Here is a 20,780-nt window from a genome sequence, read left to right as displayed (position 1 = left end):
CATAGAGAAGTAAATTTCAATGTATCGTATTTTTGACGCCGAACACTCTGCCAAGTTCGAAGATGCAACAATTCTTGTCACCGGGGGCACGGGGTCCTTTGGCAAACAGTTCGTTAAGACCGTTCTGCAGAACCAAAATCCGCACAAGATCATCGTTTTTTCCCGCGACGAGCTGAAACAGTTTGATTTCAACATGGAGCTTCAGGCGCTTTTCCCGCCGGAAAAACTCCGCGCTGTCCGGTTTTTCATTGGCGACGTACGCGACCAGGCTCGGCTTCAGTTTGCCATGCGCGAAGTGGACTACGTGGTCCATGCCGCAGCCCTGAAACAGGTGCCGGCCGCCGAATACAATCCTCAGGAGTGTGTACGCACCAACATCCAGGGTGCTGAGAACGTGGTGTCCGCGGCTTTGGCAAACCGGGTTAAGCAAGTTGTCGCGCTGTCAACCGACAAGGCTGCCAACCCGATCAATCTTTACGGTGCCACCAAACTCGCCTCGGACAAGATTTTCGTCGCGGCCAATAACTTCAGCGGCAACATCGGCACCCGCTTCTCGGTTGTTCGTTACGGCAATGTCGTCGGGTCGCGCGGATCGGTCGTACCGTTCTTCCGTAACCTTCTCGATCGCGGTGTCACAGAGCTGCCGATCACGGATGATCGCATGACCCGATTCTGGATTACACTGGAACAGGGTGTCGCTTTTGTGATGTCTTCCTTCGCCTTGATGCGCGGCGGAGAGATCTTTATTCCGAAGATCCCGAGCATGAAGATCACTGATCTCGCTTCAGTGCTCGCACCTGGCCTGCCGCACAAGGTTGTCGGCATCCGTCCGGGTGAGAAGCTGCATGAGATCATGATCTCGGAAGACGATTCCTACGTCACTGTCGAGTTCCCGGATCGGTACGCCATTGAGCCTGCTTTCAACGAATTCAATCGGGAAAGTTTCCTTGATCTGGCTCATGTGAAACGCGTTGGCGACCGCTTCTCCTATACCAGCGACAACAATTCGGAGTGGCTTGATGGTGCCGGTCTCGAGGACCTGCTGAGCAAAAGCAGCGTCTGAGATATCCTGCTGCCATCGTAGTATCCTGAGCGCGAGGCTTGGTGAATGGCTGAATTCCTGCCTTATGGTCGTCAGACGATTGACGACGACGATATTTCCGCTGTGTGCGATGTCCTGCGAGGCGATTTTCTGACGTCAGGGCCGGCGGTTGCCGGCTTCGAGGCGGGGCTGTCTCAAGTTTTTGGCGACCCGCATGTCGTTGCCTCGGCAAACGGCACGACGGCGCTGCATCTGTCGATGCTGGCGCTCGGTGTGGGGCCCGGCGATGTCTGCATCGTTCCCTCGGTCACGTTTCTCGCCACCGCGAATGTAGTGCGCTATGTCGGTGCCGATGTGATCTTTTCTGATGTTTGCGCCGACACCGGCGTGATGCGGGCGCAGGATCTGGAAGATGCGCTGCAAAGGGCTGCGGGCCGCCCGGTCAAGGCTATTCTGCCGGTGCATCTTGGCGGACACGTTGCTCCGATGGAACAATTGGCCGGGATAGTCGCGACCTTTCCGCAGAACAAGGTGCCGGCAATCGTCGAAGATGCCTGTCACGCAATCGGAAGCCGGTACACTACCTCCGAAGGCGAGTTCACGGTGGGCGACTGCCGTCACTCGACGATGGCGAATTTTTCGTTTCACCCGGTCAAGACGATCGCCTGCGGCGAGGGCGGCGCAACGTCCACGCGTGACCCGGAGCTGACAAAGGTGCTTGCGGAACTGCGTTCGCATGGCATGGTGCGGGATGCTGGCCGGTTCCAAAACAAGGATCTTGGATTTGACGGGGAAGACGCCAATCCCTGGTTCTACGAGATGCATGCGATCGGCTACAATTTCCGGATTACCGACATGCAGGCCGCGCTTGGAGCGAGCCAGTTGAAAAAACTGCCGGAATTTGTCGCCCGGCGCCAGACGCTGGTGGCCCGCTACAACGAACTCCTCCAAGATTGTGGTCCCCTGATCGAACCAAATGCTGCTCTTGCAGGCAGTACGCCGGCTCAGCATCTTTACGCCGCCCGCATAGACTTTGAAGCTGCCGGGCGGTCACGCCGTCAGGTTATGGCCGCCATGCGCGATGCGGGAATCGGGACGCAGGTTCATTACATCCCCGTTCATACCCAGCCCTATTACAAGGCGCTGTATGGAGAACATGCGCTTCCGGGGGCGGACAGGTTCTATGCCAGAACCCTGTCGCTGCCGCTCTTTCCGGCGATGGAACCCGGCGACGTTGACCGTGTCGTGGGCGCCTTGAAAAAAGCCGTTGGCGTGAATTCATGAACAGCGGATCGCATGTGCGAACCGTTGCGATAGTGCAGGCCCGCATGGGCTCTAGCCGCTTGCCCGGCAAGGTGATGATGCGTCTGGGGCCAAAAACCGTGCTGGCCCACTGCCTGGACAGGTGTAAGGCCATATCGAATGTGGACGAGGTGGTCTGTGCAACCGTGGACACACCGGATTGCGATCCGATTGCCGATGAGGCCGAACGGCTCGGCTGTTCGGTCTTTCGGGGGAACGAAACAGACGTTCTCGCGCGCTATGTCGGAGCTGCCCGGGCCGCAGAGGCAGATGTGGTGCTGCGTGTGACGTTGGATTGTCCCGTCATCGATCCACAGGTCTGCGCGGAAGTTGTCTACGCCCTGATCCAGTACCAGGCGGATTTTGCGACCAACAACGCCCCACCGAGCTTCCCTCATGGCATGGATGTGGAAGTTGTCCGAACGTGGGCGCTTGAGGCCGCCTGGGATAACAACCCGACCACGCATGAACGGGAACACGTCATGCCCGCTGTACGCGGAAATCCGGGTCTCAAGAAACTGAACGTACATGCCGCCAGCATGCCGGGTGCGGAGAATTTGCGCTGGACGCTCGACACACCGCAAGATCTGGAATTCTTTGAGCTTCTGATGAAGGTCGTGCCGGATCTCCCGGATCGCAGATGGCGGGAGCTGGTGAATATCTGCCGTGCGTCACCGGAACTGTTGCGGCATAGCCCGCATGCTGACCAGGACACGCGTCAGCGTGTTTTTGAAGGATTTGAACAGATCGCTTATCAGGCCCGAGCCTGAAACAAACGGAAACCAGGGACACGGGGTCAATGACCAGTCGGGTAGGGTTTAGGGTTGATGCGGCAGTGATGCTGGGCGGCGGCCACGTAATGCGCTGCCTCACGCTGGCCCGCATCTTCCGTGACCTGGGTCACATCTGTACCTTCCTGTGCTCTGAAGAAACGCTTGAAGTCATTCCCGAGGACCTTTGGGATGGGTTCAACGTTCGCACGATTGCGTCGCTGAACTCATATGAAACGGATGAGCGATATGATCTGCTGGTGATCGACCACTACGGCATTGCAGAACCGGAAGAACGGAAATGGCGGAGCCAGGCCGGAACGCTGATGGTAATCGATGACTTGGCGGATCGCCGCCATGACTGCGATCTGCTTTTAGATCAGACCTACGAAGTCAAGGCCGCGGACTATGAGGCACTGGTGCCTGCCAATTGCCGCATGCTGCTGGGCACAAACTATGCGCTCCTGCGCGAGGAGTTCGCGGCGCATCGTTCGGCCTCACTGGAACGACGGATGGACCGCCCGATCGGTGGCAGGGTGCTGGTGTCCCTTGGCATGACCGATGTCGGTGGGATTGCCGGGCGGGTTTGCACTCTTCTGAAGAATATCGGCAATCTCCGCAATGTCGATGTGGTCCTGGACCGCAAGGCGGCAAGCCATGCCCAGATCCGGGACATCTGCGCCAGTGACGGCCGGTTCCAGATTCACTGCGACGTGCGCAACATGGCCGAGTTGATGCTGTTGGCGGATGTTGCAATCGGTGCCGGTGGAACCACGACCTGGGAGCGCTGCGCCATGGGGGTACCTTCCATTGTCTTGGTCCTTGCGGACAATCAGACCAAGATTGCCGACCTGATGAACAAGGCCGGCGCTATCGGGCTTCTCGGTGATGTACGCAAGGATACCGATTTGCAGCTGTCAGACCGGTTGACGCAGTTCCTGTCCAATGCCGAACAGCTGCGCGCTTTCGGCAAAAGGAGTGCAGCTCTGTGCGATGGTGCTGGTGCCCGGCGGGTTGTTGAAGACGTGCTGCAGCTTGTTGCGATGAGGAAAGGGATTAACGGATATGTCTGAGGCATGGTGGACGCATAAGCGAACCGTTTCCGTCGTGACCGATACGGAGGGATGGTTCGATCCTTTCGCGCAGGATCTGGTCGAGAAGGCCCGTGAAAACGGCGATACCGCGCAGTTTGTGCGCGACCCGGATCAGACACCGGAAGGGGAGGTGGCCTTCTACCTGAGCTGTCTGAAACTGACACCGGATGCGGTCCTTGCCCGCAACAGGATCAATCTGGTGGTGCATGCCAGTGCGCTGCCCGAGGGGCGTGGGTTCTCGCCGATTGTCTGGCAAGTCCTGGAAGGTCTGAACGACATTCCGCTCTCCCTGTTCGAGATGGACGGTACCGCCGATACCGGCCCGATCGTGAAACAGAGCACGATCACCTTCCAGGGTCACGAACTCAACGACGAAATCCGGGATGCGCTCGGTCGTTGTGTTGTTGACATCTGCATGAATTACTTAAAGGCGGAAACGCGGCCGGTTGCCGTCGCCCAGTCGGGCGATCCCACCTGGTATCGCAGACGCAAGCCGGCTGACAGTGAACTAGACCCGCATAAATCGATTGCCGAGCAGTTTCAGCTGTTGCGGGTGGTGGACAATGAACGATATCCGGCATTCTTTACCATCAATGGTCATAGATACACTTTGAAGATCGCAAAAGCGGATTAATCGCGTCATTCAGTTGGAGGTTACCAGTCATGACACAGCAGAAAGAGGCACGGTGTATTGAGATCGACGGCCGCAAGATCGGCCCGGCTCATCCGCCCTACATCATCGCCGAAATGTCGGGCAACCATAACCGGGACATCACCCGTGCGTTCCGCCTGATCGATGCCGCCAAGGAAGCCGGCGCAGACGCAGTCAAGCTGCAGACCTATACGGCCGATACCATCACGATTGACCATGATGGACCGGGGTTCACCCTGCAAGGCGGACTGTGGGACGGCCGCAAGCTTTATGAGCTTTATCAGGAAGCCAACACCCCTTGGGAATGGCACAAGCAGCTGTTCGACTACGCCAAGTCCGTCGGCATTACGATTTTTTCCTCACCGTTTGACTTTACGGCGATTGATTTCCTGGAAGAGCTTGGAGCACCGGCCTACAAGATCGCCTCGTTTGAGGCCATGGACATTCCATTGGTCAAGAAGGCTGCCAGCACAGGCAAACCGGTGATCATCTCCATTGGCGTGTCCAGCCTGGCCGAGGCGGCCGAGACCGTCGATGCGGTGCGCGCAACCGGGCATGACGACATCTGCCTCCTGCATTGTGTCAGCGCCTATCCGAGCAAACCCGAAGACGCCAATCTCGCGACCGTTCCACATCTCGGTGCCGCATTTGATGTCGTTGTTGGTCTGTCCGACCATTCTCCCGGCACCGCGCTGCCGTCTGCGGCGGTCGCGCTTGGCGCCTGTGTGATTGAAAAGCACTTCACGCTTGCGCGCGCGGATGGGGGACCGGATTCCGCGTTTTCCCTCGAACCTGACGAGTTGAAGCGCCTGGTGGAGGATACGCGTGCTGCCTGGGCTGCAAAGGGCAGCGTCAACTATGGCATAAAGGGATCGGACGAAGCAAAGATGGGCATGCTGCGCCGTTCGCTTTACATCGTCAAAGACATTGCCGCCGGTGAACCTCTCACGGAGGCCAACGTCAGGTCGATCCGTCCTGGCTACGGTCTGAACCCGAAGTATCTGCCCGACGTTCTGGCCAGAACCGCAAGGCGCGAGCTGAAGCGCGGCGAGCCTCTCGCCTGGGATCTGCTGGGTTAACGACAGCACCTTGGAAAAGGACACAGAATGCCGCTCGGATTTGATACACCGGCTATCGGCGAAGTCGCTCATGCGCGCGCCCGGGATCTATGGCCGATCTGCCGATCACTAACCGGCCCGGGTGTACGCGAGACTCTGGCCTATCTGAAGGCGATCCTGCCTGAACTGCAGGTTCACGAAATTCCGAGCGGCACAAAGGTGTTTGACTGGACCGTGCCGAGGGAATGGCATATGCGTTCCGGCCGGTTGACGGGGCCGGACGGCCAGATCGTCGCCGATTTCGCCGACAACAATCTTCATGTTGTCGGCTACTCGGTCGGCGTCGACAAGGAACTGTCCCTGGAGGAGCTGGAAGGTCATCTCTATTCCCTTCCGGATCAGCCGGACGCCATCCCTTACATCACCTCCTATTACAATCCGCATTGGGGCTTCTGTGTCTCGCAAAGGGTCAGGGACACGCTGCAGCCGGGTATCTATCGTGTGGTCATTGACGCGGAACACGTGGATGGCGTGCTGAATTATGCGGATCTGGTCATTCCGGGAAAATCGGACAAGGAGATACTGATCTCCACCTATGTCTGCCACCCATCCATGGCTAACAACGAATTGTCGGGGCCTGTCGTGGCAACGGCGATTGCCGAATGGATCTCCGCCCAGAACAATCATTACACTTACCGTTTCGTTTTCGTGCCGGAGACCATTGGGGCGATTGCCTATGTTCACGAGCGGATTGCCCTGCTCAGGAAAAAGACTGTCGCCGGCTATGTTCTGACCTGCATTGGTGACGACCGGTCGTATTCCTTCATGCCTTCTCGCGAAGACGGAACGCTGTCCGACCGAGCGGGACGTCTTGCGCTCAAATCGGTTGCCCCGGACTACGAGGAATACAGTTTTCTGACGCGCGGTAGCGACGAACGCCAATATTGCAGTCCCGGTGTCGACCTGCCAGTCGCCTCGATCATGCGTACCAAATACACGGTCTATCCAGAGTATCACACCTCGCTGGATGACCTGACTTTGGTCACGCCCTCCGGTCTACAAGGCGGTTTCGAGGCGGTCGCCCAGGCGCTTGCGATCATCGACAACAACCGGGTGTGGCAAATCAAGCGGCCATGCGAGCCGCAGCTCGGCGCGCGGGGGCTGTATCCATCCGTCAGCACCAAGAACAAGGCCCGGCAAGTGCGCACATTGTTGAACATCAACGCCTATGCGGATGGAAAACGGGATTTTATCGACCTGTGCGAAACGATCGAGGCAGCCCCTGCCGAAGTGTTGCCTTTGATTAAAAAACTCGTCGAGGGCGATGTTCTGATTGAAATCGGCTTTTGAATATTGTCCAAGGGTGGACTCGGCAAAGATTTTCCGCCTGCGATTGAAGTTTGCTGGACCTCATGTCTTCGTCGGAATTCGGCAGACCCTGCGGACAGGATCGCAATGCTCTGCACAAATTCAAATCATAAGAAAGTTCTTTTCAGATTGGAATCTCCGCCGTGTTGGATTAGTGACATAGCCTCACGATACTCATAGCAAAAAGCCGATTTGACAGATCGAATCCGGACTGCGGGACCAAAATGAACAGAGAACTTAAGTCGGCGTTTACTCTTGACGCGATTGAGGCAATTGAAAATCTGAAAGAACTGGAAACGCTGGAAATCGCCGTTGTCGACGATGTCATGATTGATTGCGTGGAAGGGAAATATATAGCGTTCCTTGACAGCGTTCAGGAAGGCGCGTTTCGAACCCTCAACTTTCTCTGGAAGCGACGGGCCATGTCGGCGCTATCGCACCGTCTTGCAGGCTATCTTGATCGCTATGGTGACGAAGATGTCAGGGTCAAGCGCTTGGTTGTTCAATTTCTCTTTCACACCGGCAAGAGAAACCGGCTGCGAGAGATCTTTCGAAGCGACGAATACGCCCAGGCCAATGATGAGGCTATCTCTACGATCCGGGAAGAAATTCTTGCCGACGCATCAGCAGTTGAGCCACTGAAAGGCACGTTCTCAGTCGCTGGTCACCATATTGGTGTCATCAACGTACAGAAGAAGGCTCCGCGTACAACTGAACAGGTTCTGCGCGAATACAAGAAGACCTGGGAAACGGAGCACCGGAACATCCGTCGCCTGGTCGCTCTGGATGGGATGAACTCTCAGTCCCTGCTGAAATTGAAAGCCCTGAAGAAAAAGTCGAATTTTGGATTGTTGAATGATCCGGCGATCGGTGATTTCCTGCGTCAGGACTTTCTGGAGCGAGATCTGGCTTATCAGCAGGTGAAATCCGATTTTCGCATAAGCGCATTCGACGAGAGCTATTACGCTCATTCGGTTCTGGATGTCGCTTTTGCCGCCAAGCGCTTGGTGGAGGAGCGTTTGGTTGATGTCATAGTCGAACTCGGTTCGGGTTCGGGTGACAATCTGTTCAAGTGTTTCAACTCAATCGAACCGGAATTCAGGCCGTCAGTTGAATTTTTTGGCGCAGAGTTCACGCCAGAGGGCCGCGAAGCCGCCGACCTGATCCATCAGGTGCAGCCGGACATGCGGTTCTCTAGCGTTCCCTTCAACTATTATGAGCCCGACTTCAGCTTCATTCCCGACCTGGAAAACAAAAAGGTTCTTTTTCTAACCAATCACTCGATCGAGCAGATTCCGGTTCTGCCCACGGAACTCTTTGCCAAGATGTTGGAGTGGCCCAGGAAAACCTACTGTGTTCACAATGAGCCGGTCGGCTGGCAGCTGATTTCGGAATTGCTGCAGGCACGCGAGAACGGAGACAGGGCATTTTTTGATGAAATCAAATTCAATATGACCACCAGTCCGGTCAAACCGTTTAATGGGCCATCAACACGCTTTTTGCGCAGATATGCGAAACATCAAGTGTCTTACAACTCGGCTTGGTGGTCGTATTACAAAGACTACAACAAGAACCTCGTTCCGACGCTGCGCAATCTTGAGCAAGAAGGCAAGCTTCGGATCGCCAGGATCTTGAAAAACCATGCAGGGTTGAACCCGATGAATGCATCGACCTTCGTTGAATGGGAAAGCACCAGCGATAGCTAAGTGGGTCTGTCTGCAGGCAGGCGCACGCGGCGCCGCGCCTCAGATTGCTTCTGTCAGTTGTTGGTTCAGGATGTCGATCACGTTGAATACATCCGTGGTCTCGATCGCGCTTGTGAAATAGATCGGGTATTCGCCATAGGCAGCCCAAAGCAGGCTTTCGGGAGAAAGGCCTTCTACTTGTTCCTTGTCGACGTTGCGGTCATCCGTAAGTCCCCAGCCTGCATACCACGGCCCGCCCAGCGTGGTCACGGGCGCACCGCGCAATAGCATTTCGAACCCTGCAAGCGACGAGATTGTGTAGATGCGTTTGAAGGCATCGGCATAAGAGAACATGTTCACGCTTTGCGGAAACTCATGGAGCTTGGGAAAGCGCCGGAACGGTGCGCTGTAGGGTTCAGCAATGCCGCGGTGAACTTCAGGATGCGGCTTGAAATAGATGGTTTTCCCGGGGTTTTCCCGGATTGCAAGCTCGACCAGTTGCTCGCAGGTCACATAGGGGTCGGGACCTCGGCGGATCGATTCGTCCCGCTCGACCTGACCAAGCACCAAAACGCTGTCGTCGGCAACCTGAAACACGTCACCTGTGGACTTGAAATTGTACTTGGACAGGTTCTGCTCAAGGATCAGTTCCTTGAGCTTTGCACCCCGCTCCTGAAACTGCTTCTTCCGGTCCGGATCGAGCGAACGCAGCAACTTGTGCAATGTGCTGGTACGGGACTTGTGAAAATAGAGGTCGGTCTCGCGCTCGATGATGATAGAAAGAGGTTTGATCCTCTGAGCTCCCAGGCCAACCGATCTCAGGAAGCCGTCTTCTACCCTGCAGATGCGGCAATTGTTCGTTCCGCTCAAAGCCGAGAGCCAATAGGGGTCCTTGTAGGACCACACATAGATGTCTTGGTTTCGTATACAGTCAAACGCGGCCTCGATTATCTGTAAGCCGCCATAATGCTCTTCGCCGATGAACTGGATGTCCTTGTCGGTAAAGACCGATCTGTAAAAGGCACGCTTCCACCCGGTAAATCCGAAGAAAAGCGCCTTGTTGCCCGATCGGATCGACTTGGCGAGCCTGCGGTCTATTTTGCTCGAAATCAGATCTTCGGACAGCGACACTGCTCGTTCGGCAAGTTTCAACAACATGGCAGCTGTGCTCGTTCGGTGGTCGTTGACAGGCAAGGGCAGAACCGGAACACTGCCGCCCCGGATATCATTGTCTGCGTCAACGGGTCACGTTCTGTCGCGGATATTGTAATACATCAGGACGCCGACGATCCAAATACCCAGCAGCAAGAGAAAGAAGCTGAGGGAATGGATGGCCCGATTCGGATATTGAGGCGCTTCGGAAAGTGTCGGCTCAATGAAAGTTGCGAGATAAAGGTGTTTGCTGTCGGCATCCTGGCGCGCTGATTCGAGACCAGCCAGCGCTGTTGTGTAAAGTTTTTGTGCAAACTCTTCCTCAAGCGCCAGATCAGAATAGTCTGCGATCCGGTAAGAGATTGAATTCCTGCCTGAACCGTCTACCGCGCTACCGCCACCGAGCCTTTGGCGTTCCTTAGTGATCTGTTCCCTCAAGGCGTTGATTTCGCCAGTGAGCAGTCGAATTTTTGGCGAATCTGAATCCAGATGGTCACTCAATGTGGCCCGTTCCGCTTCTTTGACGACGACGTCCTGGTCAAGCCGCGCAATCATTTCCATGGCCAGTTCGGCGTTGCTTTCCGGATTGACTTCCTGCGTCGCCTCCCGGTAGGCGATCATCTGCTTCCGGATAGCTTTCAGCCGGGCCTCAGCCCGGGCAACGCCTTCAGCGGCATATTTGACGGATTGCTTTCGGTTTTCCAGCGAGAGCTGGTTCACGAGAGTCTCCGACCGGCCCAAGATCGTTCGTGCCAAGAGCAGGGAATCCTGTGCGTCGAAGCTGCGCGTTTCAATGTAGATCACACCCGAAGTGGAATCGTAATCCACGTCAACCTTGCTGTTCCAGTAGCTGACCTTTTCCTCAATCGACAGGTCGCTTCCCATTCTAAACAGCCAGTCGGCGCTATCGCGATTGTAGATTTCCTCCAGGTTCACTTCCTCGGGCAGGTCCTGAACGACGGCCTGGCTCTGGAGGTAGTCGTGAACGATGTAGCTGTTGGAGGCTGTCGACTCACCACCGGAATCGAGCACCATCCCCAGAATTTCGGTCGCCGGTGTCTGGTTTGCACTGCGCAGCGCGAAAGCCGTCACGCTGTGGTATTGGTCACTGGCGATAAAGAACATGTAGAAGGTGAAAGCCAGCGAGGGCAGCGCAACAATGAATGCGAAGCCAAGGGCGATCAGCCGGTGCCGCGTTTTTGTCGACGCCTTGCCTGAGTTCCCCGGTAGCGTCAGGTCGAGCAGCTTGTGCGGGTCGAGCCCGGACTTCTTCAGCCGATCGACGATCGAGAGCTCTTTGGGAGCAACCACGTTACCGCTCTTTTCCGGCACCTGTACAATGGAGCTGTCTGCGTCTGCCACATTGTCAGCTTTGGTCGGCTTTACTGATCCCGACATTTAGTCACCTTACCTTTAATTCTGCTGACTGCTAGCGGCGTGCCATATTCTCGTCGTGCATCCGAATTGCATCATCAATATTCGCAAAATACGTTAACTGTCCATCCTCAAGTACGACACCGGTCGTACAGTAGTCCTTCAAAGCACCAGACGCGTGGGACACCATGATAATGTCCAACGTCTGCAATTTTTCTTTAAAAACGCTCTTGCATTTCTGTTGAAAATTCTTGTCGCCCACGGCGGTGATCTCGTCCACGAGATAATAATCGAAACTGATACCCATGCTGACACCAAAGGCAAGGCGTGCCTTCATGCCGGAAGAATAGGTTTTTACAGGCATTTGATAGGCTTTGCCAAGCTCGGCGAAATCCTGAACATACCAAACAAGGTCTTCCGTGTCGTGACCATAGATGCGTGCGACAAATCGCACATTCTGTTCACCGGTCAGACTGGGATTGAAACTGCCCTGAAAACCTAGTGGGAAAGAAACGTTTGATCTTCGGATGATCCGGCCGGATGTGGGTTTGATGGTGCCGGAGATCAGCTTCAACAGTGTTGACTTGCCGGCACCATTTCGGCCGAGCAGACCAATGCTTTCGCCTCTTGGAATCGTGAACGATACGTCCTTGGCAATGTAGCGGAACTCGCCCTTGTGCTTGAAAGCCTTGGTCATGTTCTCGAGACGGATCATTTGGGCTCCCTCAGGCGGGCATCGAACAGCCAGACCAGAAACAGACCAAACACGACGGAAAAAATGGCCAAACCTATCACGTAGGGCAAGTTGACATAGGATGCTCGATAGGTCGGGTAGAAACCCATACGGAACAGCCCGACAAGGTGCACGAGAGGGTTCCACATCAATACATCACGATAGGGCAGGGGAATCGATTCCGGAAGGAAGAAGACCCCCGACACCATAAAAGCGGGTCGGTTGATGACGCCCCAGATATGCTGATACGTGCTATTGAAATGGAACCAGACGATGTTGGAAATTCCGACGCCTGCTCCAAGCGTGATCCCAATGGCGCTGGCGGCAAGAATCGGTCCCATCCGGATTGGTCCGATCTCGACAAAAAATGACATGGCCCCGAAGAGCATGAGGTTGACCACGAACAGCGTTGCTGCCTGTAGCAGCACGCGCGAGATGATGGCGTCATACGGTCGCACAACGGGATAGTTGAGTAGGGCGCGATTGGCTTCGACTGCGTTGGCAACCTGATCCGCTGTCGACCGGTAGATGTAGAACGAAGCGTAGCCGGTTGCGAAAAACAGCATGAAGCTTCGGCCGAGCGGTGGAATATGTGCCACCGCGGAGAACACGACCGTCAAGATCGCAATGAACAGCACCGGGTCAAGGACGGCCCACATGTAGCCGCCGAATTTGTTGCCATAGCGGGTGGTCATCTCGCGAATGATCAATGCGGAGATGATCGCAAACTGCTGTTTCAAGCTGTCGTTAAACGGTTTTGAATACATAAAAGCTATTTTTTACAGTCATTCGGATCGCGGGTTTCAACGTCGTTGTTCGTCAGTATGAATGACCATTCTGGCAATTTTGAGCCTTTTAGCTCGCTCTCCATGCGGTCAGAAAAACGTCGGTCCCATCCTGTGATTTTGGTGGGCCATCAATAATTGATCCGGGCCCGTTATGCAATCGTCTGAAACTGGGTCTCATGGCCGCATCGCTGCGCAGATCAACGTTGGGAGCTAAGGGTTTTGATCCCAAGGCTCAGACAAATACCAGTAGCAGATGGTTGGCGAAAGCCAGTGTCCCGACAGAAAGTTTTGGCGTTTCGGTCATGTGCAATCCCGTAGCTCTCTGAACCGCACCGGGTTTGCCGGAGGCTCCAACTCCTGAGTAGGATGGAGCACCATGAGCAAAACGACGAACCAGTTTTCCCCTGAAGTACGCGAACGAGCGGTTCGCCTTGTGCTGTATAATGAGAGCCAGCACGGATCTCGCTGGCGGGCGATCGTTTCGATATCAGCCAAGATCGGCTGCTCGGCGCACACACTGAACGAATGGGTCAAGAGGTCCGAGGTTGATAGGGGTGCCCGGGCCGGCATTCCGACGGAGATGGTCAAGAAGATGAAGGCTCTTGAGTTGGACCCGTGAGCTTCGTCAGGCGAACGAGATCTTGCGCAAGGCGTTTGCATTTTTCGCCCCTCCTCTCGGTGATTGCGTTGCAATCACCTGCCGGGCAATGGGACGGAGCTCGACCGCTGCGGTTCAATTAGCTAATTATTCGAAGCACAAGTGGCTAATGTGGCTATCATTTTGCGTGGGCAGTAACACTGTCAGTGCCGTACCTATAGACTGATATTCCTACTACATATAATCATCGAATTTAGGGGGTGTGTTAAGGGATAACTCGCTGAGCTACTTAATATTCAATAAACGACAAGGGAATGAAAAGGGAAAATGGCGGACAGAGAGGGATTCGAACCCTCGGAACGCTTGCACGCTCACACGCTTTCCAAGCGTGCGCCTTAAGCCACTCGGCCACCTGTCCGTTCCAAGCGTCATCCGCTGGAGTTGGCGCAATATACTCAGGACTTGGCCAAGCGCAAGCACTTGCAGAATTTTTTTTGGGGGCGCCGCGCCGGCTGTGGAATTCGGTGCGATCCGGGTTGGAACCGGCGCCCGATTCATTCGTTTTCGAAATGAAGCCTGACGGGTGCATAACTCACAGGATTGTGTTGTAGATCAAATCTTGTGCATATAAAAAGCACTATTACCCTAAGGTAGGCTCAATATTAAGAAGCCATCATATTATGGCTGTCTGGTGCCGGATCTTTCCGTGTTTTATGTCTAGAGGACTTGAACCGAAGCGATGATCAGTGTTGTGAAATTTTTATTCCGTTTGCTGGGATACGGGCTCCTTGCAGTGGCGATTATTGCCGGAATCTCCGATGCGAGTACTTCCATCGCGCTTTCGCAGATCCGGCTGGCTCCGCTCGGCAACGTCTGGTTCGATCTGTCGCCCGAAACTCTCAACCTGGCGCAGGCGGTTGTTCAGCGCCACATCCATCCCGCGCTTTGGGACCCGGCCATCCAGACCGTGCTGACCTGGCCTGTCTGGGCGGTGCTTGCCCCGCTGGGGCTGGGCCTGCTGTGGCTCGGGTCCAAGCGGCGCCGCCAGCGTGCGCAATTCGCCTGACCGGACCTGCATGCGCCTGACGGGCGGGCGCCGTTCCCGATGCCCGCCTTGCACATCCGCACGACACGGCACTTGGAATGCGTGCACGGCTGCGCCACATTGGACCTTGAAATCAGGCCGCGCCGGTCGCTTGTCCACCCACGGGACGCTGGCGATGCCCAGCTTGGAGGTCCACATGTCGTTCATGACCATGTTGTCAAAGAAATTCTCTCTGCCGGGGAAGGACGAGGCGTTGCCGGGGCGCGCCACCGCGATCCGTCCGTCGGAGGCGCATTTCGTCAACGGGCGTGCGTTGGAAGGTCCGTATCCGGACACGATGAAGACGGTTCTGTTCGCCCTGGGGTGCTTCTGGGGTGCGGAACGGATCTTCTGGCAGTTGCCGGGCGTTCATGTCACCGCGGTCGGCTATGCGGGCGGTCATACGCCCAATCCGACCTATCATGAGACCTGCACCGGACGAACCGGTCACACGGAAGCGGTTCTGGTGGTTTATGATCCGCAGGTGACCACCTTCGCCGCGCTGCTGAAAGTGTTCTGGGAGAACCACGACCCTACCCAGGGCATGCGCCAGGGCAACGATACCGGCACACAGTACCGGTCCGCGATCTATGTCGGCTCGGCCGACGACCTTGCCGTCGCCGAACGCTCCGCGGAGACTTATCAGGACGCGCTCCGGCAGGCCGGGGTCTCGGCGTCGATCACAACGGAAATCCGCCAGCTCGACACCTTCTACTTCGCGGAAGATTACCACCAGCAGTATCTGGCCAGGAACCCGTCGGGCTACTGCGGCATCGGCGGCACCGGTGTCACGTGCCCCACGGGCTCCACGGTCCTTGGGCAGGAAGCCTGACCGGCACACGGCCGCAGGCCGGGAGACAAGCAAACGTGCTGAGATTGCCCGACGACAGGGACAGCAACGCCGAGACGTTGAGAACATTCCTCGACAGGCAGCCCGGGAACGGCGCTGCCGCCGCGGTGATCATGGCCCTTGCCGACTGCACGGCGTCCATTGCGGAGCGACTGGCGCTGGGAAGCCTTCCGGGGGATCCCGGGGCCGTTGTGGGCACCAACGAGAGCGGTGACCGGCAAAAGGCGCTCGACGTGGCAGCGCACCTTCACGTCGTCGAGGGACTGCGCTCGGCCGGTGTCAGGCTGCTTCTGTCGGAAGAGGCGGAAGATGTGTTGACGCTGAACCCGGAAGGTTCCCTGGACGTGGCCATTGATCCGATTGACGGATCGGGCAGCATCGGCACCGGAGCCCCGCTCGGGACGCTGTTTTCGATACTCCCGGCATCGGAAGAGGGCTTTCTTCGAACCGGCCGGAACGTGATCGCGGCCGGCTATGTCTCGTTCGGCCATTCCGTCGATCTTGGCTTCAGTCTTGGCGACGGCCTGCACCTGGCCGTGTTCGACCGCTCGGCGGGGGAATACCGCATGTGGCTTGAAAACCACCGGGTTCCGGAAAAGGCCCGCACACTGGCCTTCAACGCGTCGAACATGCGCCACTGGCCCTCCGGGATAAGGCGGTTCTCCGAGGATGTCCTTGCCGGTTCCGAGGGGCCGCTCGGCGAAAATTTCAACATGCGCTGGCTGGCCGCCGCCGTGGGCGAATTCCACCGGATTTTGCTTCAGGGCGGGCTGTTCTTTTATCCCGGTGACCGGCGTCCGGGTTTCGAAAGCGGACGCCTGCGCTTGATTTACGAGGCCGTGCCGATCGCGTTTCTGATTGAACAGGGCGGCGGCCAGGCGACGGATGGCATCCGGCCGATCCTCGACCGGATGCCCGGCAGCCTTCATGAGAACGTGCCCCTGATTTTCGGGTCGTCTGAAAATGTCGGACTGATTGCCACCTATCTCGCCGAGCTGTCATAGGCTCGCACCCTCCTGGCCGGGTCTGCTCATGCTGCTTTCGCCCCGCTCCGGATGATTCCGCTCCGGATGATCCCGGTCCGGTTGCCTTGCAATGCCGGGGCATGCTGTCACTTGCCTGACCATCTGAATGCAGCGTCTGCGGAGAGGTGCTTTCGCGGTCGCGCTTCCTTTTGGGCACGCAAGTTCTGCATGGCAGATTTTTCACTGGGATTTTTACGCTCGCACAGGTCTCTTTCAACAAGTAACCGCTAAAACTTCAGGGTTTTTTAAAGATGAGGTGCAATCTTGCAGACTACGCGCATCTGCATCAGAGGATGGATACTGTGTCCCGCTCGGCAAAGATTTTCGCCGTGGTTTATTTCGCCGCCTGCAGCGTTCTGGTCTCGCTCGCATCGGTGATACCCGCCGGCGACGGCCCCGTTGCGGTTTTTGCAAGTCCCTGGGGCGGGTCGCCTCTGGAAGTCATTGCAAGGGCGGATGGCAGGATCGTTCATGTCGGAAACGCGTCCTGGGTGGCGGTGACTGAACCCACGGATCAGGATTTTATTGCCCGGCTGTATCGGGCGGGCGCAGGTTTTGTGGCGTCCACGGCAGTAGCGAGCGCCTGCGCGGCCTTAAGCGGCGGATCATTGGAGAGTACACTATGAATGAAGAAACGGCTGAGGTTTCCGGTCTCGACTTGCTCCGCGAGAGATTCGCCAGGATCGTGATCTACTTTATCTGGTTCAATGTTTTCCTGGTCATGGCGACGGCCCTCCTGGTCGGCCATGTGTCGCTGGTCGCAGTCTGCGGCGGGGCCTTGCTGCTCGGTGTGGCGGCGACCGGAAGCTGGTTGAAATTCGGCGCGGGGCTGGAAACCAGACTGGCGACCTCCATGTCTCTGGCCGGGCTCGTCGCCCTCTTCGTGGCCGCGCTGGCAACGCCGGCGGGGCAGCCCTCCTACCAGCTCGACGGCCATATGTATTTCTTCGCCGTGCTTGCGATCCTGGCGGCCTGGGTCGACTGGCGCGCCCTTCTGGGATACGCGGCCGTGGTTGCCGTCCACCACCTGGTTCTCAATTTCGCCTTGCCCTGGGCGGTGTTTCCCGGTGGCTCGGATTTTGCCCGTGTCGTCCTTCACGCGGTCGTTATTGTCGCCGAGGTCGGGGCCCTCTGGTGGATGACCGGCAACCTCGCGAATGCCTTCGAATCCTCGGACCAGGCCCGTCACGAAGCGGAAGCCGCACGCCAGGAAGCCCTGAAGTTCCAGGAGCTCACCGCCGAGCAGGACGCGCAGGAACGCAACAAGCAGGCGGTCGTCAATGAGCGGATCGGTGCTTTCCAGGACGAAATCTCGGCCAAGCTCAACGGGGTCGGCTTGAAAGTGCAGGAAATGCGCCGCGCCGCCGAGGAACTGGGATCGGTTGCCCAGGACACATCGGGCCAGGCCGCATCGGTGTCCGATGCATCGGAAACGGCGTCTTCCAACGTCCAGATGGTGGCTTCCGCCGCCGAAGAGCTGTCTTCATCCATCGCCGAGATTTCACGCCAGGTCGAGCAGACAACGGTCGTTGTCGACAGGGCGACGGAAAACGCGCAGACCAGCAACCAGAAGGTCGCCGGGCTTGCGGAAGCCGCGAACAGGATCGGTGAAGTGGTCACACTCATTCAGGCCATCGCCGAGCAGACCAACCTGCTGGCATTGAACGCGACCATCGAGGCCGCCCGGGCGGGTGAAGCCGGCAAGGGCTTCGCGGTCGTGGCCGCGGAAGTCAAGGAACTGGCGACCCAGACCTCCAAGGCAACCGAGGAAATCGGCGCACAGATTTCCGCCATTCAGGGGGAGACCAAGGACGCGGTGGAATCGATCGGCGCAATCGCCGCCACCATGGACGAGGTCAACAGCTACACGGCCGCCATCGCCGCGGCGGTTGGCGAACAGGGATCGGCCACCCAGGAAATCTCGCGCAATGTCGCCGAAGCCGCCAACGGCACTGGCCGGGTGGCGGCCAACATCGGCGGTGTGCGCGAATCGGTGGAACGGACCAACAAGTCGGTCGGAGGCATGGCCGAATCGGCCGAAACCCTGGAGCAGGAAACGACGGACATGCGCCAGGCCATTGACGCCTTCCTGAAGGATGTGGCGGCAGCCTGACGCTTTTCCGGCGAGCCCAATGCCCGGCGAGCCCAATGCCCGGCGAGCCCAATGCCCGGCGAGCCCAATGCCCGGCGAGCCCAATGCCCGGCGAGCCCAATGCAAAGACCGGCCGGACAACGGCCGGTCTTTTTTGTGGTCCGGTTCCCGGAAGGCCGCCTCGGCTTGACTTGACGCCCTGCGGATGCGACGAGCCGCTCCCTGCGGGCCCACGGCATGCCGATTGCGTGGACCTGGCACCCGACTGCCATTCCAAACCGGGTCAACCTGATGTCCGAGAGCGCGTTTCAGCCTGGGTCCATCCTGCTTCTGGATGTTGTCCGGCAGCAATCCGCACTGCTGTTCCAGGCGCCGCGCGAGATCGTCTCCTGCACGCGCCTTGACGAGGTGAAGCCCGCCCTGGCCCGCCTGGAGGCCGCTCAGGCCGCCGGGCGTCATGCTGCCGGATACCTGGCCTACGAGCTTGGGTTCGCCTTCGAGACGAAGCTGCACCACCGGTTCAGGGCAACAGGTGAGCCGCTGCTCTGGTTCGGTGTTTACGACCAACCCGACCGGCTCGGTCTCGATGAGGCACGCGCCCTGCTCGAGGCATCGGCCACCGGAGAGGCGGCGGCCATCGGCGCGCCGCGCTTCGACATGGACCGGAGCACCTATGAGGCCGCCTTCGGCCGGGTCCGCAATCATCTGGCCGCCGGCGACAGCTATCAGGTCAATCTGACCATGCGCGCCGGGTTCGCCCATGACGGCGCGCCGGAGCGCCTGTTTCTGGACCTGCTGGTCCGGCAGCCGGTCGAGTATGCGGCGTTCCTGCGCATGCAGGATCGCACGATCCTGTCCCTGTCTCCGGAGCTGTTTCTGGAACGGCGGGGGACACGGCTGACAACGAGACCGATGAAGGGAACGGCGCCGCGGGGCCGGTTTGTGTCCGAGGACGCGGCCATCTCGCGTGGGCTGGCCGCAGACCCCAAACAGCGCGCGGAAAACACGATGATCGTCGATCTGATGCGCAATGACCTGTCGCGTATCGCCGAAACCGGATCCGTGAGAGTGACCAGGCTGTGCGAGGTCGAGCGCTACCGGAGCCTGCATCAGATGACGTCCACGGTGGAGGCGGACGTTCCAGCATCCATCGGCTTCGCCAACCTCTTTCCCTGCGGATCCATAACCGGTGCGCCCAAGCTGCGCGCCATGCAGATTGCCCATGACCTGGAAAGCGGACCGCGCGGTGTCTATACGGGGTCGATCGGCTGTCTGGAGCCCGATGGCGATTTCCGGCTGAATGTCGCGATCAGGACGCTGGTGCTGCACCGGGACGGGACCGGCGCGGCCGGCAGCGGGTCCGGTGTTGTCTTCGACAGCGGCGCAGCGCCCGAATATGACGAATGCCTGCTGAAGCTGAAGTTTCTGACCGACCCGGTGCCGGATTTCGATCTCCTGGAGACACTGGCCTTCGATCCGGAGGCCGGATACCTGCTGCTGGAGCGCCACTTGCGGCGGCTGGAAGACTCCGCCGCCTATTTCGGCTTCGCTTTCGACGGGCAAGACATCCGGGCCGAGCTGACACGGGCAGCCGCCGCTTTCCGGGGCCCGAAGCGCGTCCGGTTGCTGCTGAGCGCCGATGGAAGGCGTGCCATTTCGGCGACAGCGCTGGTCCCGGCTGACGGAGCCGCGGTCTTCAGGCTGGTTCTGGCCGATGAGACAACCCGATCGGGCGACAGGTTTCTCTATCACAAGACCACAAACCGGGCCTTTTACGACGAAACGAGGCAGCGCTATCAGGCCGAGACCAACTGCCAGGAAGTTCTGTTTGAGAACGAGAACGGGTTCCTGACCGAGGGCAGTTACACGACACTGTTTGTGAACAGGAACGGCCGCCTGCTGACGCCCGCCCTGAAACATGGCCTCCTGCCGGGCACCCTGCGGGCCGGGCTTCTCGAACGGGGCCTTGCGGCCGAGGCTGATCTGACACGCGCGGACCTGGAAGCCGCGGACGGGATATTCGTCGGCAACTCGGTGCGCGGCCTTGTGCGCGGCCATCTGCAGGCGCCTGGAAAATGACCCCTTCGAACCCGCGGCTGGAACAGATGCCCGC

General features: G+C 58.0%; 17 protein-coding genes, 1 tRNA gene and 1 pseudogene. 14 read left to right on the top strand and 5 right to left on the bottom strand.

Annotation, left to right across the window (positions count from 1 at the left end):
- Positions 1-19 precede the first annotated feature (19 nt).
- The 8 genes from pseB to AC0VX3_RS24545 all read left to right on the top strand — a co-directional run bounded on the left by pseB (position 20) and on the right by AC0VX3_RS24545 (position 8,992).
- Complete coding sequence (gene pseB, locus AC0VX3_RS24580) at positions 20-1,063, top strand: UDP-N-acetylglucosamine 4,6-dehydratase (inverting) (protein WP_342891351.1); 1,044 nt, start codon at positions 20-22, stop codon at positions 1,061-1,063.
- 45 nt (positions 1,064-1,108) lie between these two features.
- Positions 1,109-2,326, top strand: a complete 1,218-nt coding sequence (pseC, locus tag AC0VX3_RS24575; RefSeq protein ID WP_475522706.1) for a UDP-4-amino-4,6-dideoxy-N-acetyl-beta-L-altrosamine transaminase — start codon at positions 1,109-1,111, stop codon at positions 2,324-2,326.
- Positions 2,323-3,114 carry a cytidylyltransferase domain-containing protein gene (locus AC0VX3_RS24570; RefSeq protein WP_475522705.1) on the top strand — a complete coding sequence of 264 codons (792 nt, stop codon included), beginning with the start codon at positions 2,323-2,325 and terminating at the stop codon, positions 3,112-3,114. Before pseC ends, AC0VX3_RS24570 begins: the two co-directional genes overlap by 4 nt.
- A gap of 29 nt (positions 3,115-3,143) precedes the next feature.
- Entirely contained in the window at positions 3,144-4,187 is a 1,044-nt protein-coding gene (gene pseG / locus AC0VX3_RS24565; RefSeq protein ID WP_475522704.1) for a UDP-2,4-diacetamido-2,4,6-trideoxy-beta-L-altropyranose hydrolase, read from the top strand.
- Complete coding sequence (locus AC0VX3_RS24560) at positions 4,180-4,842, top strand: formyltransferase family protein (protein ID WP_475522703.1); 663 nt, start codon at positions 4,180-4,182, stop codon at positions 4,840-4,842. Before pseG ends, AC0VX3_RS24560 begins: the two co-directional genes overlap by 8 nt.
- 29 nt (positions 4,843-4,871) lie before the next feature.
- A complete protein-coding gene (gene pseI / locus AC0VX3_RS24555) occupies positions 4,872-5,939 on the top strand; it encodes a pseudaminic acid synthase (protein WP_342891346.1) in 1,068 nt (355 codons plus the stop codon).
- A gap of 27 nt (positions 5,940-5,966) precedes the next feature.
- Positions 5,967-7,268 carry a DUF4910 domain-containing protein gene (locus AC0VX3_RS24550; RefSeq protein WP_475522702.1) on the top strand — a complete coding sequence of 434 codons (1,302 nt, stop codon included), beginning with the start codon at positions 5,967-5,969 and terminating at the stop codon, positions 7,266-7,268.
- Between the two features lie 242 nt (positions 7,269-7,510).
- Positions 7,511-8,992, top strand: coding sequence for a hypothetical protein (locus tag AC0VX3_RS24545; protein WP_475522701.1), 1,482 nt, complete (start codon positions 7,511-7,513; stop codon positions 8,990-8,992).
- Between the two features lie 39 nt (positions 8,993-9,031).
- Here AC0VX3_RS24545 and AC0VX3_RS24540 read toward each other — a convergent pair whose 3' ends face one another.
- The 4 genes from AC0VX3_RS24540 to AC0VX3_RS24525 form a co-directional block, all read right to left on the bottom strand.
- Positions 9,032-10,129, bottom strand: a complete 1,098-nt coding sequence (locus AC0VX3_RS24540; RefSeq protein ID WP_475522700.1) for a capsular polysaccharide export protein, LipB/KpsS family — start codon at positions 10,127-10,129, stop codon at positions 9,032-9,034.
- A gap of 87 nt (positions 10,130-10,216) precedes the next feature.
- The gene (locus AC0VX3_RS24535) at positions 10,217-11,521 is read right to left on the bottom strand and encodes a KpsE/RkpR family capsule polysaccharide export protein (RefSeq protein ID WP_342891342.1); all 1,305 of its coding nucleotides are present in this window, start codon (positions 11,519-11,521) and stop codon (positions 10,217-10,219) included.
- A gap of 31 nt (positions 11,522-11,552) precedes the next feature.
- Positions 11,553-12,212, bottom strand: coding sequence for an ABC transporter ATP-binding protein (locus AC0VX3_RS24530; protein ID WP_475522699.1), 660 nt, complete (start codon positions 12,210-12,212; stop codon positions 11,553-11,555).
- The gene (locus AC0VX3_RS24525; RefSeq protein WP_342891340.1) at positions 12,209-12,997 is read right to left on the bottom strand and encodes an ABC transporter permease; all 789 of its coding nucleotides are present in this window, start codon (positions 12,995-12,997) and stop codon (positions 12,209-12,211) included. The genes AC0VX3_RS24530 and AC0VX3_RS24525 overlap by 4 nt, the downstream gene beginning before the upstream one ends.
- Positions 12,998-13,394: 397 nt before the next feature.
- On the opposite strand from AC0VX3_RS24525, the pseudogene AC0VX3_RS24520 reads away from it, so the two are divergent.
- Positions 13,395-13,689: pseudogene (locus AC0VX3_RS24520) on the top strand (transposase); the annotation flags it as partial.
- Positions 13,690-13,944: 255 nt separating this feature from the next.
- Here the strand turns inward: AC0VX3_RS24520 and AC0VX3_RS24515 are convergent.
- Positions 13,945-14,034, bottom strand: a tRNA-Ser gene (locus AC0VX3_RS24515).
- Between the two features lie 375 nt (positions 14,035-14,409).
- On the opposite strand from AC0VX3_RS24515, the gene AC0VX3_RS24510 reads away from it, so the two are divergent.
- The 5 genes from AC0VX3_RS24510 to pabB all read left to right on the top strand — a co-directional run bounded on the left by AC0VX3_RS24510 (position 14,410) and on the right by pabB (position 20,746).
- Positions 14,410-14,682 carry a hypothetical protein gene (locus tag AC0VX3_RS24510; protein WP_475522698.1) on the top strand — a complete coding sequence of 91 codons (273 nt, stop codon included), beginning with the start codon at positions 14,410-14,412 and terminating at the stop codon, positions 14,680-14,682.
- Positions 14,683-14,857: 175 nt separating this feature from the next.
- On the top strand, positions 14,858-15,532 hold the full coding sequence (msrA, locus tag AC0VX3_RS24505) for a peptide-methionine (S)-S-oxide reductase MsrA (RefSeq protein ID WP_475525243.1): 675 nt from the start codon (positions 14,858-14,860) through the stop codon (positions 15,530-15,532).
- Between the two features lie 35 nt (positions 15,533-15,567).
- Positions 15,568-16,554 (top strand): class 1 fructose-bisphosphatase, encoded by a 987-nt coding sequence (locus AC0VX3_RS24500; RefSeq protein WP_475522697.1) that lies wholly within the window; start codon positions 15,568-15,570, stop codon positions 16,552-16,554.
- A gap of 643 nt (positions 16,555-17,197) precedes the next feature.
- Complete coding sequence (locus AC0VX3_RS24495; RefSeq protein ID WP_475522696.1) at positions 17,198-18,688, top strand: methyl-accepting chemotaxis protein; 1,491 nt, start codon at positions 17,198-17,200, stop codon at positions 18,686-18,688.
- Positions 18,689-18,904: 216 nt separating this feature from the next.
- Positions 18,905-20,746 carry an aminodeoxychorismate synthase component I gene (gene pabB / locus AC0VX3_RS24490; protein ID WP_475522695.1) on the top strand — a complete coding sequence of 614 codons (1,842 nt, stop codon included), beginning with the start codon at positions 18,905-18,907 and terminating at the stop codon, positions 20,744-20,746.
- The last annotated feature ends 34 nt before the right edge of the window (positions 20,747-20,780 follow it).

Source organism: Roseibium sp. QJM3NY_11 (assembly GCF_056173175.1).
The sequence above is the reverse complement of the archived record's forward strand: the minus strand, read 5'-3'. Positions and strand labels throughout refer to the sequence as shown.